This is a genomic window from Streptomyces sp. NBC_01210 (genome assembly GCF_036010325.1).
Taxonomy (GTDB): domain Bacteria; phylum Actinomycetota; class Actinomycetes; order Streptomycetales; family Streptomycetaceae; genus Streptomyces.
On record NZ_CP108549.1, the window covers coordinates 3,261,594 to 3,277,673 of the forward strand.

10 protein-coding genes are annotated in these 16,080 nt (G+C 70.2%); 6 read left to right on the top strand and 4 right to left on the bottom strand.

The window, feature by feature from the left end; translation table 11 throughout:
- The first annotated feature begins 33 nt into the window (after positions 1–33).
- A complete protein-coding gene (gene pepN / locus OG735_RS14725; protein ID WP_327323629.1) occupies positions 34–2,622 on the top strand; it encodes an aminopeptidase N in 2,589 nt (862 codons plus the stop codon).
- Between the two features lie 732 nt (positions 2,623–3,354).
- A complete protein-coding gene (locus tag OG735_RS14730) occupies positions 3,355–4,386 on the top strand; it encodes a hypothetical protein (RefSeq protein ID WP_327323630.1) in 1,032 nt (343 codons plus the stop codon).
- A 13-nt stretch (positions 4,387–4,399) separates the two neighbouring features.
- Here the strand turns inward: OG735_RS14730 and OG735_RS14735 are convergent, their stop codons facing one another.
- From OG735_RS14735 to OG735_RS14750, 4 genes are all read right to left on the bottom strand, one after another.
- Positions 4,400–5,578 carry a serine hydrolase domain-containing protein gene (locus OG735_RS14735; protein ID WP_327323631.1) on the bottom strand — a complete coding sequence of 393 codons (1,179 nt, stop codon included), beginning with the start codon at positions 5,576–5,578 and terminating at the stop codon, positions 4,400–4,402.
- A 131-nt stretch (positions 5,579–5,709) separates the two neighbouring features.
- Entirely contained in the window at positions 5,710–6,180 is a 471-nt protein-coding gene (locus tag OG735_RS14740; RefSeq protein WP_327323632.1) for an NUDIX hydrolase, read from the bottom strand.
- Positions 6,181–6,272: 92 nt separating this feature from the next.
- A complete protein-coding gene (locus OG735_RS14745) occupies positions 6,273–7,166 on the bottom strand; it encodes a pyridoxamine 5'-phosphate oxidase family protein (RefSeq protein ID WP_327323633.1) in 894 nt (297 codons plus the stop codon).
- Positions 7,167–7,180: 14 nt separating this feature from the next.
- Positions 7,181–7,636: a VOC family protein gene (locus OG735_RS14750; protein WP_327323634.1), complete on the bottom strand. Its 456-nt coding sequence runs from the start codon at positions 7,634–7,636 to the stop codon at positions 7,181–7,183.
- A gap of 117 nt (positions 7,637–7,753) precedes the next feature.
- On the opposite strand from OG735_RS14750, the gene OG735_RS14755 reads away from it, so the two are divergent.
- The 4 genes from OG735_RS14755 (at position 7,754) to pepN (OG735_RS14770) (ending at position 15,952) form a co-directional block, all read left to right on the top strand.
- Positions 7,754–8,299: a CGNR zinc finger domain-containing protein gene (locus OG735_RS14755; protein WP_327323635.1), complete on the top strand. Its 546-nt coding sequence runs from the start codon at positions 7,754–7,756 to the stop codon at positions 8,297–8,299.
- Between the two features lie 329 nt (positions 8,300–8,628).
- Entirely contained in the window at positions 8,629–11,952 is a 3,324-nt protein-coding gene (locus OG735_RS14760) for a S8 family serine peptidase (protein WP_327323636.1), read from the top strand.
- Between the two features lie 183 nt (positions 11,953–12,135).
- The gene (locus tag OG735_RS14765; RefSeq protein WP_327323637.1) at positions 12,136–13,164 is read left to right on the top strand and encodes an aspartate-semialdehyde dehydrogenase; all 1,029 of its coding nucleotides are present in this window, start codon (positions 12,136–12,138) and stop codon (positions 13,162–13,164) included.
- Between the two features lie 196 nt (positions 13,165–13,360).
- Entirely contained in the window at positions 13,361–15,952 is a 2,592-nt protein-coding gene (pepN, locus tag OG735_RS14770) for an aminopeptidase N (protein ID WP_327323638.1), read from the top strand.
- The last annotated feature ends 128 nt before the right edge of the window (positions 15,953–16,080 follow it).

A 16,080-nucleotide genomic window follows, 5' to 3' on the forward strand; every position in this document is an offset into this window, starting at 1 on the left:
GGTGCTGTTCGAACGAGACACGAAGGAGTGCCCGTGCCCGGTGAGAATCTGTCCCGCGACGAGGCCCGTCAGCGGGCCGAGCTGCTGTCCGTCGACGGGTACGAGGTCGCCCTCGACCTGCGTTCGGCGGTCGGGGAGGCCGCGGAGGACTCCGGGCCGCGCACATTCCGTTCGGTGACGACGATCCGCTTCCGTTGTGCACAGCCGGGCGCCTCGACCTTCGCCGATCTGCTGGCGCCCGCCGTGACGGCCGTGACGCTGAACGGCGAAAAGCTGGACCCGGCCGCCGTCTTCGACGGCTCGCGGATCGCGCTGGACGGCCTCGCCGCGGAGAACGTGCTGGTCGTGGACGCGCAGTGTGCCTACAGCCGTACGGGCGAGGGGCTGCATCGCTTCATCGACCCGGAGGACGGCGAGGTCTACCTCTACACCCAGTACGAGCCGGCCGACGCGCGCCGTGTCTTCGTCACATTCGAACAGCCGGACCTGAAGGCGCCGTTCCGACTGGAGGTGACCGCGCCCGACGGCTGGACGGTCTGGAGCAACGGCACGGGCGCGCCCGACGGGGACGGGGTGTGGCGATTCGCCGAGACCAAGCCGATCTCGACATACATCACCGCGGTCGTCGCCGGTCCGTACCACTACGAGACCGACCTCTACACCCGGACGTTCGACGACGGTACGACGCTGGAGATCCCGCTCGGTGCCATGTGCCGCAAGGGGCTCGCCAGGCACTTCGACGCGGACGACATCTTCCTGGTGACAAAGCAGGGCCTGGACTTCTTCCACGACCACTTCGACTACCCGTACCCCTTCGGGAAGTACGACCAGGCGTTCGTGCCCGAGTACAACATCGGCGCGATGGAGAACCCCGGGTGTGTCACCTTCCGCGAGGAGTTCGTCTTCCGCGGGAAGGTGACACAGGCGTCGTACGAGCGCAGGGCCAACGTCATCCTGCACGAGATGGCGCATATGTGGTTCGGCGATCTGGTCACCATGCAGTGGTGGGACGACCTGTGGCTGAAGGAGTCGTTCGCGGACTTCATGGGCTCGTTCTCGCTGGTGGAGGCGACCCGGTTCAGCAACGGCTGGGTGACCTTCGCCAACAACCGCAAGTCGTGGGCGTACCGCGCAGATCAACTGCCGTCCACACATCCGATCACGGCCGACATCCATGACCTGGAGGCCGCGAAGCTCAACTTCGACGGGATCACGTACGCGAAGGGCGCGTCCGTGCTGAAGCAGCTGGTCGCGTATGTGGGGCGCGAGGCGTTCCTGGAAGGCGCGAGGCGCTACTTCAAGCGGCACGAATACGGGAACACGCGCCTCGGCGACCTGCTGTCGGTGCTTGCGGAGACGTCCGGGCGGGACATGGTGGCGTGGTCGCGGTCCTGGCTGCAGACGGCCGGCGTCAACTCCCTCACCCCGGTGCTCACGTACGACGCCGGTGACAGGATCACGCAGCTCGCGGTGGTCCAGGAGGCGGCCGAGTCGCATCCCGAGCTCCGGCCGCACCGGGTGGCGGTGGGGCTGTACCGGCGGTCGGGCGGGGAACTGGTGCGGTACGCGCTGGCGGAGGTGGACGTCGCCGGGCCGCGGACCGTCGTGGACGGGCTGACCGGGGCGGAGCGGCCGGACCTCGTGCTGGTCAACGACGAGGATCTGACGTACTGCAAGATCCGCTTCGACGAGGGCTCGCTGGCGACGCTGCGGGCACATCTGGGCGACATCACGGACCCGCTGGCGCGGGCGCTGTGCTGGTCGGCGCTGTGGAATCTGACCCGGGACGCGCTGATGCCGGCGCGGGACTTCATCGATCTGGTGCTGCGGTTCGCGGGGCGCGAGTCGGACATCGGTGTGCTGCAGATGCTGCACGCGTGGGCGCGCTCGGCGCTCCAGCACTACGCGGCGCCCGAGTGGCGCGAGCAGGGCGGGCGGCTGCTGGCGGAAGGCGCGCTGCGTGAACTGCGGCTGGCCGAGCCGGGCAGCCAGCACCAGCTGACGTGGGCGCGGTTCTTCGCGACGGCGGCGACGTCGGCGGCCGATCTGCAGCTGCTGCGGGGCCTGCTGGAAGGTACGGCGAAGATCGACGGCCTGGAGGTGGACCAGGAGCTGCGCTGGGCGTTCCTGGAGCCGCTGGCCTCGCACGGGGTGGCGGACGAGTCGGTCATCGCGGACGAGCTGGCCCGCGACGACACGGCCTCGGGCAAGCGCCACCAGATGCGGTGCCTGGCGGCACGGCCGTCGGCGGCGGTGAAGGACCAGGCGTGGGCGCAGGTCGTCGAGTCGGACACGCTCTCCAACGCGCTGGTGGAGGCGACGATTTCGGGCTTTGTGCAGGCGGGGCAGCGGGAGCTGCTGGCGCCGTACGCGTCGAAGTACTTCGAGGCGATCGAGCGGGTGTGGGCGGACCGGTCCATCCAGATCGGCATGGACGTGGTGAAGGGCCTGTTCCCCGGCCTGCAGGACGACGAGGGGACGCTGGCGGCGACGGACGCGTGGCTGAACGGCCACGCGGGCGCGCCGCCGGCGCTGCGGCGTCTGGTGCTGGAGGCACGGGACGACCTGGCGAGGGCGCTGCGGGGACAGGCGTGCGACGGGGGTGCGGGGGCGGGTGCCTGAGGGGTCTTCTCCCCCACCCCGCCCCTTCCCGTAACCGGGGGCAAGCCCCCGGACCCCCGGGTGGGACGTGGGGGACAAGGCCCCCACGCCCCCTGGCGGGATGCGGCAGCTACGCGCCGCCACGTGATTACGGGACCGGTCCCCCCGGCTCGGCGCGCATCCCGCACGCGACGCGCTGAGGACGGTCCTCCCCCGGCCCGGCATGGGCATCGCGGGCACGCAGCGTGGGGCCGCCGGCCCCCAACCCCCGGGCGGGACATGGGTGACGAGCCCCCCGCCCCGGAGGGATGCGGCAGCTACGCGCCGCCACGTGATTACGGGGCCGGTCGCCCCCGGCTCGGCGCGCATCCCGCACGCGACGCGCTGAGGGCGGTCCTCCCCCGGCCCGGCATGGGCATCGCGGGCACGCAGCGTGGGGCCGCCGGCCCCCAACCCCCGGGCGGGACATGGGTGACGAGCCCCCCGCCCCGGCGCGATGCGGCAGCTACGCGCCGCCACAGGACTGGCGGCCGGTCCCGCCCGGCCCGGCATGCCCCGGCATCGCGGGGCGGCCCTCCCCGGCATGCCCCCGGCATCCCGGGGTGCGGGGCAGGCGGGTGGTGGGGTGTGCTCGGTATGAAGTGGCTCTTTTCGGCAGTCGAACTCCCGTACTTTAGGACGGGCTTGTCCGGGTTTGTCGACGAGCTTGTAACAGCGGTTAGCGGGCCGTCCCAGCGCGGGAGTCTCCCGGACATGAAACACAACACCCCGCTTTCCCCCCTCCCTCTGAGCCACCTCGCCGACGTGCAGCGGCGCGTGCTGTCCGTCGCGCAGCTGCGCGCCCACGGCGTCTCGGCCGCCCGGACCACCGCCCAGTGCCGGCCCGGCGGGCCCTGGCAGCTGCTGCTGCCCGGTGTGTACCTCCTGCACCCCGGCCCGCCGACCAGCGAGGAGCGGCTGCACGGCGCACTGCTGTACGCCGGGCGGCCGGTAGTGCCCGCACAGGCCGGGCGGGACAAGACCGACGACGCGCTCCGGTACGGCGAGGCCATGATCACCGGGCTCGCCGCGCTCGCCCTGCGCGGATTCGCGGCCGCTCCGCCGCTGCTCTCGCTCGAGCGGATCGACGTCCTCGTGCCCCGCACCCGGCGGCTGCGGTCGACCGGATGCGCCCGGCTGGTCCGGGCGCACGCCCTGCCGCGACCGGAAGTGATCACCGGTCTGCCCGTCGCACCTGTGCCGCGCGCCCTCGCGGACGCCGTCGCGGAGCTTCCCGACGCCAAGGCCGTACGCCGGCTGCTCACCGAGGCGGTACGCGGCGGCCACTGCGAACCCGCCGCCGTCGTCAAGGAGTTGAACCGCGCGCGGCTGCTGAACCGGCCCCATGTGGTGGACGCCGTCGACTCACTGCTCGCCGAGGGGCGGGCGCTCGCCGAGGACCGGCTGTACGAGCTGGTGCGCACCGGCGGGCTCCCCGACCCCGTCTGGAACGTCGACCTGCGCCTCCCCGGCGGCCCCCATCTCGGCGGCATCGACGCCTACTGGCCCGAGCAGGCCGTCGCCGTCGAGCTGGACACCCGCGCGCCCCGCCACGACGAGGACGCGCTGTGGACGGAGTACGCCCGCAAGCGCGAGCATCTGGAGCGGCTCGGCATCACCGTCGTACACATCACGCCGAAGAAGCTGCGGGAGTCACTGGAGCAGCAGGCGACCGTGGTCCGTACGGCGCTGATGGCGGCGACCGACCGCGACCCGGCCGCATATGTGGTCGTGCTGCCGCGGTGAGCCGCCAACCTGGTCAGCCGCAGAACTCCGCCTCGACGACCGCCTCGCTGTCCCCCGCCCAGTCGCCGTTGAAGTTCAGCGCCAGCGAGTGGCTCCCGTCCCGGGTGATGAGCGCCTCGGACGCGGAACCGTGAATTCCGCCTCCGTGGCCCCAGACCTCGGTGCCACAGCTCGTCGTGTGCCGCATCAGGCCGAGACCGTAGCGGTTGTACGGCTCCTTCGGGTCCGTCGGGACGGTCGTGGTCATCTCCCGCAGTTGCCGCTGCGGCAGCAACTCGCCCTTCAGCAACGCCCGGTAGAAACGTTGCAGATCGGCGGAGTCGGAGACCATCTCGCCCGCCGACCCGGCGGCCGACGGGTTCAGTTCGGTCACGTCGTGGATCTTCGCCTTCGGGTCCTCGGACAGCTTCGAGTAGGCCCGACCGCTGGGGCGCGGCATCCGGGCCTCGGTCCCGGGCACGGAGGTGGCGCGCAGCTGGAGCGGGCGCAGGATCCGGCGCTCGATCTCGGACCCGTACGGACGTCCCGTCGCCCGTTCGACGACCATTCCGGCGAGGATGAAATTGGTGTTGGAGTACTTCCAGGCCGTGCCGGGGGTGAACTCGGGTCGGTGGCCCATCGCGAGCCCCACCAGCTGCCGCGGCGTCCATGTGTCGAAGCGGTGCTGGAAGAAGCCGTCGCCGAAGACCTTCTCCAGGAAGCCCGGGTCGCCGGTGTAGTTGTAGATCCCGCTGGTGTGGTTGAGAAGTTGTCTCAGAGTGATCCTGCGCCCGTCGTGGCCGTTGCCGCGCACCACACCGGGGAGCCACTGCTCCACGGTGTCGTCCAGGCTCAGTCTGCCTTCGGCCTCCAGCTGGAGCACGACTGTGGCGACGAAGGTCTTGGTGATGGACCCGACGCGGAAGCGGTCCTGCGGCAGCCGCTCGCGCCCGGTCCGCAGGTTCGCCACGCCGGCCGTGCCGCTCCAGATGCCGTCGCGGTCGCGCGCCTGGGCGACGACTCCGGGCACTCCGTCGCGTACGGCGGCCTCGATCGCCCGCTGGGTGCTGCGGTGGGTGCCGCCCGTCTCGCCCGTCCCGCCCGTCCCGCTGTCCGCGGCGGCGGGGTTCACCAGGGCGGCGGCGGCCAGGGCTGCCACCGCCACCGCTCCCGTCAACGCCGCCCGGACCGTACGTACCGTACGCAATGACATGCCAGTCCCCTGTCTTCCGCTGCTCTTCCACTGCTCTTCCGCTGCTCTTCGACCGCTTTACGGCTGCGGTCGACTGAGGGGACTCGGGCGGAGCGTGCGGCGTTGCCCGGGGTGGAAGAGTTGAGCGGCTATCAGCCTTTTCCGGCGATCCGGCCCACCGGGGGCCGCGAACGCCACAACGCAAGACCGATGTCGACAAGTTCGACCCGCTCCAGACCTGTCACCGCGTCCAGCGGATGCCACGCGGCGAGGTCCGTCGACCCGTCCGTCTCATGGCGCAGCTCGCCGCCGGCGATCCGGCCCTCGTAGACGATGCGCAGCCCCTGGAAGTCGGCGAACGCACCGAGCTTGCGCGGGTACTGGCGGCGGATGGTGTCGATGCCGAGCAGCGCGGTCATTTCGGAGGCGTACCCCGTCTCCTCCTCGACCTCGCGGACGACCGTCTCGAGCGGGTCCTCCCCGTGGTCCATGCCACCGCCGGGCAGCGTCCACTTCTTGACGCCGTCGCGGGCCACCCAGCGGGCGAGCAGGATCTGTTCCTCCCATACGCACACGGCGTAGGCCGCAACTCGCAACTCCCTGTTCCGCAACTGCCTGTTCATGCGGTGAGGGTAGAGGTACGGACGCCGACGGACTTCGGACGGGCAGGTTTCGGACGGGTGGGTCGCAGGCGAGCGGGTTTCGCACGGGCGGGTCAGACGGTCGGGTTGGCGGGCGAGTACTCGGGGGCGGACCAGCGCAGCGGGCTGGCCGCCTCGGTCTCGACGACCTGCTCGACGGTGAACCGGGTGGTGCGGCCCGCATCGGAGTAGTCGGTGTGCGCGGTACCGGCGAGCTGGAGCGTGGTTCCGGTGCTCCAGTCGAGGAAGAGCAGTCCGGCGCGGGGGTCCCTCTCGAGGTTGCCCAGCGTCAGGAACATCGCATTGCCCGGATAGTCCTGCCAGCTCAGCGTCGTGGGCGAGGTGACCCGCACAAAGCCGGGGTTGCCACCGCGATGGCTGGCATCGACGCCTTCCGGCGTGCCGGTGGCGATGAAGAAGGTGTCGGCGGCGCGAACGAACTGCTCCTGGTCAGAGGTGAGGTGTCCACCGAGCCGGACGTCGCCGGCCAGGTCCCCGCCGTCCGGGCCGACTGCGTACAGCTCCCGCTTCTGCAGATACTTCGGGCAGTTGGCGAAGACCCGCTCGGCCTCGATCGCAAGGCCGCGCGCCGATGGGCGGGCCGTACCGTCCAGCCGCATCCGGCGGCGGGTGCGCGGGTCGAGTGCGATCGTGCCGACGGGCAGGGGGCCCGCGGCGAGGGCGCCGGCGAGCGGGTCGCCCTGGTGGACGCTGCCGGCGACCGAGATGGAGTGCGCCCCCGTGGCCCGTACGAAACCGGGCGGGCCGGTGAGCAGCGAGGCCCACATCCGGCCCGCCGCGTCCGCCGCGCCGAGCACCAGCATGGGCTGGAGGCCCAGGAAGGCGGCGGCGACCGGCTTGATGCCGTCGCCGATGGAGCGGCCTACGTGCGCGGCCTGGTCGGATACGCCGACGCGCCGCTGCACGGCGAGCGAGCCATGATGGTACGGCTCCTGATACGGGTCCACGGTGGCCAACTCCCTTAGAAGAAACCGCAGGTGGGCGCTGCCGCGGTCGGTACGGGAGCGCCCTCGGCGCCCGAGGGGGCATAGATCTCGAGACGGGTGCCGTCCGGGTCGTGGAAGAAGATCCCGCCGGAGGCCGCGCCCTCGCCGTGGGCGACCACACCCTCGTGGGCGAAGTCGACGCCGAGCATCTTCAGCCGCGCCTCGGCCGCGCGGACCTGCTCGATGGATTCGGCCTCGAAGGCGAGGTGGTGCAGCCCGGCGAGCGCGGGCGCGTACGCCCCGTCCGCCTGCTGCCAGAGCGTGAGGACGAGCTGCCCGTCCCGGCCGAGGAAGGCGAAGCGGCGGCCTTCGTCCTTGCCCTGGCCGAGTACGTCGAAGCCGAGGGCATCCCCGTAGAAGGGGAGCGAACGGTCGAGATCGGTGACATTGAGGCCGATATGGCCGGTACGCAGAGCGCTGGTCGCCGTCATGGCACACCTTCCGGAAGTCGATACGAGCTAACCGCTTAATTCGACTTTAGAGGTTAGAATCGAGCGGGTCAACCGGTCACGTACTCTTGAAGGGTTAGCTACGGGAGGAGCCCAGGGATGCCCGCCATGTCCGATCCACGGCCGCTCACCGGCGAGCCGGTCTCCCTCGACCTGCTCAACACCCGGTGGATGCAGGACGGCGTACGCCAGGACCTGCTGACCGGGGTCGACGGGCTGCGCATCTGGCTGACGGCGAACGGCCTCGCGGAACGGTTCACCGCGGACGCGGCCACCCTGGAGCGGACGGTGACCGCCCGCGACGCGCTCGCCGCCCTCGTCGACAGCCCCGGCGACCCGGAGGCCGCCGCCCTCGTCGACGAGGTGCTCGGCCATGGGCGCATCCGCGCCAAACTCACCGCGGACGGTCCCGGCGAGGAGGCGGAATTCGCGGACCCGGCCTGGGGTCCCGGCTGGACCGCCGCCCGCGGCCACCTCGATCTGCTGCGCACCGCGCCCGACCGGATCCGCGGCTGCGCACATGAGGCGTGCATCCTGCACTTCTTCGACACATCACGGAACGGCACGCGCCGCTGGTGCTCCATGGCGGTGTGCGGCAACCGCGCGAAGGCGTCGCGGCACTACGCCCGCACCCACGAGGACTGAGGCCGCCGCCCGCGGGTCCCGGCGGCTGATCCCGGGCGAGTGTCCTGACCGCTGGTCCCGGCCGAGTGTCCTGACCGCGGGTCCCGCCCGCAGGTCCCGGCCGCAGGTCCCGGCCGAGTGTCCTGACCGCGGGTCCCGCCCGCAGGTCCCCACCACGGGTCCCGGCCGGAGAAGCACCCAATTGTCCCGCATGGCGTATCCGCCACAGTGGCGGATCTACGCCATGACCGAGTCCCGTCGCTGCCAACCCTCCACAAACCCCTGTCACTTACGAAAGGCTGAGCGGTCATCCGGCACCGAATTCCGGACCCTACCTTTCACATACAGGGATGCTGATGACCCCCGAATCCCAGAGCTCCATTCCAGGGCGCTCCGTACCAGGTCACAGACGCGCGGCCCGTATAGCGGCCGCCGCGTCGCTCGTGACCGCACTGATCGCGGCGGGCGCCGCGCCTGCCTTCTCGGCCGCGCCCGCCGACGATCCGGGCACCTCCGGCGTCAAGGCCAAGTCCTCTTCCGACAAGCTCGGTTCGGCCGACGCCGAACTTCTCGCCCAGGCCGAGGCCAAGGGCGAGAAGAGCGTCACCGTGATGGTCGCCACCGCACCCGGCGCGACCGAGCAGGTCGTCGGGCAGCTGGACGCCGTCCAGGGCGCCGTCGTGGGCAGGACGTTCGACCAGCTCGGTTACGTACGGGCCACCCTTCCCACCGCCAAGGCGGAGGCCGCGCTGAAGGCGGCCGCCAAGCTCTCCAGCGTCCACGGCATCGATCTCAAGCACGAGGTCAAGCTGGACGACCCGACCCCGGCGGCAGACACCACCAAGGCCGCGGGCACCGCGGGTACGCAGGCCGCGAAGTACCCGGCGCCAGGAAAGGACACCCCGGCGAAGAACCCGTACAACCCGTCCTTCGAGACCGGCGCGGTGGACTTCGTCAAGCAGCACCCCAAGGCCGACGGCCGCGGCGTGACGATCGGCATCCTGGACTCCGGTGTCGACCTCGGCCACCCCGCGCTGCAGAAGACCACCACCGGCGAGCGCAAGATCGTCGACTGGGTCACCGCGACCGACCCGGTGGCGGACGGCGACGGGACCTGGCGCCGGATGTCGCTCGACGTCAGCGGGCCGACGTTCACCGTCAACGGCCGTACGTACTCCGCCCCGGCGGGCGCGTACAAGTTCAACCTCTTCGCCGAGGCCGCCACCAAGGGCGGCGACATGGCCGGTGACCTCAACCGGGACGGCGACACGACCGACGTCTGGGGCGTGCTGTACGACCCGGGCACCCGCACCGCCACCGTCGACCTCGACAATGACGGGAACTTCTCGAACGACACCGTGATGAAGCCGTACAAGAACGGCTTCCAGATCGGCCACTTCGGCAAGGACAACCCGGCGACCGACGTCGTCGAGCAGATCCCGTTCGTCATCGAGGTCCGCAAGGACGTCGTATACAACGACGCGGGCGCCAAGGCCGACTACGTCAACATCGGCGTCATCGAGAGCGAGCACGGCACCCACGTCGCCGGCATCACCGCCGCCAACAGCCTCTTCGGCGGCAAGATGAACGGTGAGGCGCCCGGCGCCAAACTGGTCTCCTCGCGCGCCTGCACCTGGAGCGGCGGCTGCACCAACATCGCGCTCACCGAGGGCATGGCCGACCTGGTCATCAACCGCGGCGTGGACATCATCAACATGTCCATCGGCGGTCTGCCCGCGCTGAACGACGGCAACAACGCCCGCTCCGAGCTCTACACCCGCCTCATCGACACCTACGGCGTCCAGCTGGTCATCTCGGCCGGCAACGAGGGTCCGGGCACCAACACCATCGGCGACCCGGGCCTCGCCGACAAGGTCATCTCGGTCGGCGCCGCCATCTCCCAGGAGACCTGGGCCGCCAACTACGGCTCCGCGGTGACCAAGAAGTACGCCATGCTCCCCTTCTCCTCCCGCGGCCCGCGCGAGGACGGCGGCTTCGCGCCGATCATCACCGCGCCCGGCGCCTCCATCAACACCACCCAGACCTGGCTGCCCGGCAGCCCGGTCGCGGAGGCGGGCTACCAGCTCCCGGCCGGCTACTCCATGCTGCAGGGCACCTCGATGTCCTCGCCGCAGGCCGCGGGCGCGAGCGCACTGCTGCTCTCGGCCGCCAAGCAGCGGCACATCGAGCTGACCCCGGCGAAGCTGCGCACGGCGCTGACCAGCACCGCGCACCGTATCCCCGGAGTGCAGGCGCATGAGCAGGGCTCCGGCCTGATCAACATCGTGGACGCATGGGACGCCATCGAGGACGGCGCCACCGCCCATGAGTACAGCGTCAAGGCCCCGGTCGACACCGCGATCGACTTCGCGCTGAAGACCCCCGGCTTCGGCACCGGTCTCTACGACCGCGAGGGCGGTCTGAAGGCCGGCCAGAAGAAGTCCTACGACGTCGTCATCACGCGGACGACCGGACCGGACCGCCCCGTGCGGCACGAACTGGACTGGAAGTACAACGACGGCACCTTCGACCTGCCCGGCAGCGGCGCGGTCACGCTGCCGCTGAACACCCCGGTCACCGTCAAGGTCGAGGCCAGTCCCCGGACGGCCGGTCTGCACAGCGCGATCCTGGAGGCGGACGACCCGCGCACCGAGGGCGTGGACAAGCAGATCATGACGACCGTGGTCGTCTCCAAGGAGCTCGCGAAGCCTGCGTACACCTTCTCGGCGTCCGGCTCGGTGCAGCGCAACAGCCACAAGTCGTACTTCATCACGGTGCCCGAGGGCGCGAAGAACCTCGAGGTCGCGCTCGGCGGTCTGGCCGCCAAGAGCCAGACCCGGTTCATCGGCATCCACCCGTACGGCGTGGGAGTCGAGGACAGCTCGACGATCTTCTGCTACCCCAATTACAACAATCCGGCGAACACCTGCCGTCCGGACTTGCGCTCGTACCCCGAGCCGACCCCGGGCGTCTGGGAGATCGAGGTCGAGTCGCGGCGTACGTCTCCGCTGCTCGACAACCCGTACAAGCTGGACGTCAGCCTGCTGGGCGCGTCCTTCGACCCGGCCGTCAAGACGCTCCCCGAGGCGAAGGTCGGTACGCCGGCCCCTGTCGAGTGGAAGGTCACCAACGGCTTCGCCGCGATCGACGGCAAGCTCGCGGGCGGTTCGCTGGGCTCGGCCAAGGTCGCCCGTCCGTCCATCAAGAACGGTGAGTCTCAGGAGTCGACCGTCACCGTCGGTGAGGGCGTCGAGCGTCTCGATGTCGCCATCGGCGGGGTCTCCGACACCGGCGCCGACCTGGACCTGACCGTCCTGCTGAACGGTGTCCGGGTCGGACAGTCGGCGGACGGCGACTCGGAGGAGGCGGTGAGCCTGCTCAAGCCGGCCGCCGGCACCTACACCATCGTGGTCGACGGCTACTCCGTCCCGGCCGGGACCACCGAGTACAACTACCGCGATGTGTTCTTCTCGCCCTCGCTCGGCTCGGTCAAGGTCGACTCGACGAAGCCGGTCAAGCTCGCCAATGGAGCGTCGGCGCAGGTCAGCGCCGAGGTTCTGGTGGGCGGCCCGGCTCCCGAGGGACGTCAGTTCTTCGGCGAGGTGCAGCTGCTGAACGCACACGGCACGGCCGCGGGCGCCGGCAGCGTGGTGATCGAGAAGGTCACTCCGTAACGGTGTGATGTGACGGCGCGAGCCGTACGACGGCGGGGCGGGCGCTCTTCGGAGCACCCGCCCCGTCGGCATGTCCTGTCTCACACGTCCCGAAGCCCGGACAATGGATTGGACAAGAGGACCCAGGTCATACGCATCATGGGCAGGCTGCCCGCGTCGTACGCACAGACAGAAGGAGTCACCGTGAGGGTCGGAATCGTCGGAGCCACCGGTCAGGTCGGCGGAGTCATGCGCAAGATCCTCTCCGAGCGAAAGTTCCCGATCGACGAGCTTCGTCTGTTCGCCTCCGCACGGTCGGCCGGATCCACCCTCGAGTGGGAGGGCCAGGAGATCACCGTCGAGGACGCGACCGCCGCCGACTACTCCGGTCTGGACATCGTGCTCTTCTCGGCCGGTGGCGCGACCTCCAAGGCGCTCGCCGAGAAGGTCGCCTCGCAGGGCGCCGTCGTGATCGACAACTCCTCGGCCTGGCGCCGTGACCCCGAGGTGCCGCTGGTCGTCTCCGAGGTCAACGCGCACGCGATCAAGAACCGGCCCAAGGGCATCATCGCCAACCCGAACTGCACGACGATGGCAGCGATGCCGGTGCTGCGCCCGCTGCATGAGGAGGCCGGTCTCAGCGCGATGGTCGCCACCACCTACCAGGCCGTGTCCGGCTCGGGTCTGGCCGGTGTCGCCGAGCTGCACGCGCAGGCCTGCCAGGTCTCCGAGGCCGCCGACCAGCTGACCTTCGACGGCGGCGCGGTCGACTTCCCCGAGCCCGGCGTCTACAAGCGCCCCATCGCCTTCAACGTCCTGCCGCTGGCGGGCAACCTCGTCGACGACGGCTCCTTCGAGACCGACGAGGAGCAGAAGCTCCGCAACGAGTCCCGCAAGATCCTGGAGATCCCCGAGCTCAAGGTCTCCGGCACCTGTGTGCGCGTCCCGGTCTTCTCCGGCCACTCGCTGCAGGTCAACGCCCGCTTCGAGCGCCCGATCAGCGTGGAGCGCGCGCAGGAGCTGCTGAAGGACGCCCCCGGCGTCGAGCTCTCCGAGATCCCGACCCCGCTGCAGGCGGCCGGCAAGGACGCCTCGTACGTGGGCCGCATCCGCAACGACGAGACCGTGGAGAACGGCCTCGCGCTGTTCCTCTCCAACGACAACCTCCGCAAGGGCGCGGCGCTGAACGCGGTGCAGATCGCGGAGCTGGTCGCGGCGGAGCTGCGCGCGTAGCGGTCGTGTCCTCAATCGCCGGCGGGGCTGAATTTTTCAGCCCCGCCGACGTTTGAGGCGCGGGGTCCGGGGCGGAGCCCCGGCTCCCCCGCACTGCGCCGAACCCGCGTCCCACGGCACCCGCATTAAGGCGGGCAGCCGCACCTCGCCCCGTGGAAGGATGGCCACAAACGTCACGAACCGAGGAGATGACAGCGTGCCTGGCACGAATCTGACCCGCGAAGAGGCGCAACAGCGGGCCCGCCTGCTGACCGTCGACTCGTACGAGATCGACCTCGACCTGAGCTCGGCGCAGGAGGACGGCACCTTCCGGTCCGTGACCACCGTGCGCTTCGAGTCCGCCGAGGACGGTGCGGAGACCTTCATCGACCTGGTCGCCCCGGCCGTCCACCAGGTTGTGCTGAACGGCAAGGCGCTGGATGTCGCCGCCGTTTTCCGGGACTCGCGGATCGCGCTGCCGCATCTGTACGCGGGCCCGAACGAACTGACGGTGGTCGCGGACTGCGGGTACACCAACACCGGTGAGGGGCTGCACCGCTTCGTCGACCCGGTGGACCAGCAGACTTACCTCTACACGCAGTTCGAGGTGCCGGACGCGCGCCGCGTCTTCGCCTCGTTCGAGCAGCCGGACCTGAAGGCGACGTTCCAGTTCACCGTGAAGGCCCCCGAGGGCTGGACGGTCGTCTCGAACTCCCCGCTGCAGCAGGCGGAGGGGGCGGAGCCCAAGGACAATGTCTGGCGCTTCGAGCCGACGCCACGGATCTCCACGTACATCACGGCGCTGATCGTCGGTCCGTACCACTCGGTCCACAGCAGCTACGAGAAGGACGGCCAGTCCGTTCCGCTCGGTGTGTACTGCCGCCCCTCGCTGGCCGAGTTCCTGGACTCCGACGCGATCTTCGAGGTCACGCGGCAGGGCTTCGACTGGTTCCAGGAGAAGTTCGACTACGCCTACCCCTTCGCAAAGTACGACCAGCTCTTCGTGCCGGAGTTCAACGCGGGCGCGATGGAGAACGCGGGCGCGGTGACCATCCGCGACCAGTACATCTTCCGCTCGAAGGTGACGGACGCGGCGTACGAGGTGCGTGCGGAGACGATCCTGCACGAGCTGGCCCACATGTGGTTCGGCGACCTGGTCACCATGGAGTGGTGGAACGACCTGTGGCTGAACGAGTCGTTCGCCACGTACACCTCGATCGCCTGCCAGGCGTACGCGCCGGGCTCGAAGTGGCCGCACGCCTGGACGACGTTCGCGAACTCCATGAAGACCTGGGCGTACCGGCAGGACCAGTTGCCGTCGACCCACCCGATCATGGCCGAAATCCGCGACCTCGACGACGTTCTCGTGAACTTCGACGGCATCACGTACGCCAAGGGCGCGTCGGTGCTGAAGCAGCTCGTCGCGTACGTCGGCATGGACGAGTTCTTCCAGGGCGTGCAGGCGTACTTCAAGGCGCACGCGTACGGCAACACCCAGCTGTCCGATCTGCTGGGCGCGCTGGAGGAGACCTCGGGCCGTGATCTGAAGACCTGGTCGCAGAAGTGGCTGCAGACGGCGGGCATCAACATCCTGCGCCCGGAGATCGAGATCTCCGAGGAGGGGTACGTCACGTCCTTCTCCGTACGCCAGGAGGCACCGGCCCTGCCGACAGGCGCGAAGGGCGAGCCGACCCTGCGCCCGCACCGGATCGCGATCGGCTGCTACGACCTCGACGAGAACGGCAAGCTGGTCCGTACGAACCGGATCGAGCTGGACGTGGACGGCGAGCGCACGGATGTGCCGTTCCCGCAGAACACCCGCCGTCCCGCGGTGATCCTGCTCAACGACGACGACCTTACGTATGCAAAGGTCCGGCTCGACGAGGAGTCGCTGCGGGTCGTGACCGAGCACCTCGGTGACTTCACCGAGTCGCTGCCGCGGGCGCTGTGCTGGGCCTCCGCCTGGGACATGACGCGCGACGGCGAGCTGGCCGCGCGGGACTATCTGTCCCTGGTCCTCTCCGGCATCGGCAAGGAGTCGGACATCGGCGTCGTGCAGTCGCTGCACCGCCAGGTGAAGCTGGCGATCGACCTGTACGCGGCACCGCAGTGGCGCGAGACGGGTCTGACGCAGTGGACCGAGGCGACGCTGGCGCATCTGCGCGCGGCCGAACCGGGCAGCGACCACCAGTTGGCGTGGGCCCGCGCCTTCGCCGCGACCGCGCGGACGCCGCAGCAGCTCGACCTGCTGCAGGCGCTGCTCGACGGCACGGAGTCCATCGAGGGCCTGGCCGTGGACACCGAGCTGCGGTGGGCGTTCGTGGAGCGGCTTGCGGCGGTCGGAGTGCTCGACGAGGAGGAGATCGCGGCGGAGTACGAGCGGGACAAGACGGCGGCGGGCGAGCGCCACGCGACCACGGCGCGCGCTGCCCGGCCGACGGCGGAGGCGAAGGCGGAGGCCTGGGCCTCGGTCGTCGAGTCCGACAAGCTGCCGAACGCCGTTCAGGAAGCGGTCATCGCGGGCTTCGTCCAGACCGATCAGCGCGAGCTGCTCGCCCCGTACTCGGAGAAGTTCTTCGCGGCGGTGAAGGGCGTGTGGGAGTCCCGCAGCCATGAGATCGCCCAGCAGATCGCGGTCGGGCTCTACCCCTCGCTCCAGGTCTCGCAGGACACGCTGGACGCGACGGACGCCTGGCTGGACTCGGCGGAGCCGAATGCGGCGCTGCGGCGGCTGATTTCGGAATCGCGCGCGGGCGTCGAACGGGCGCTGAAGGCGCAGGCGGTGGACGCCGCGGCTGCACAGCAGTAGCCGTCGCCGTTGCCGTAACAGCACAGAAGGGGCGCCCCGGGCCGTACGGTCCGGGGCGCCCTCGTGTTTCCAGGGCGCGAACTTCCCGCCAATTCTGTGACCCCCCGTCAACCTCCGTTCTTCGACGC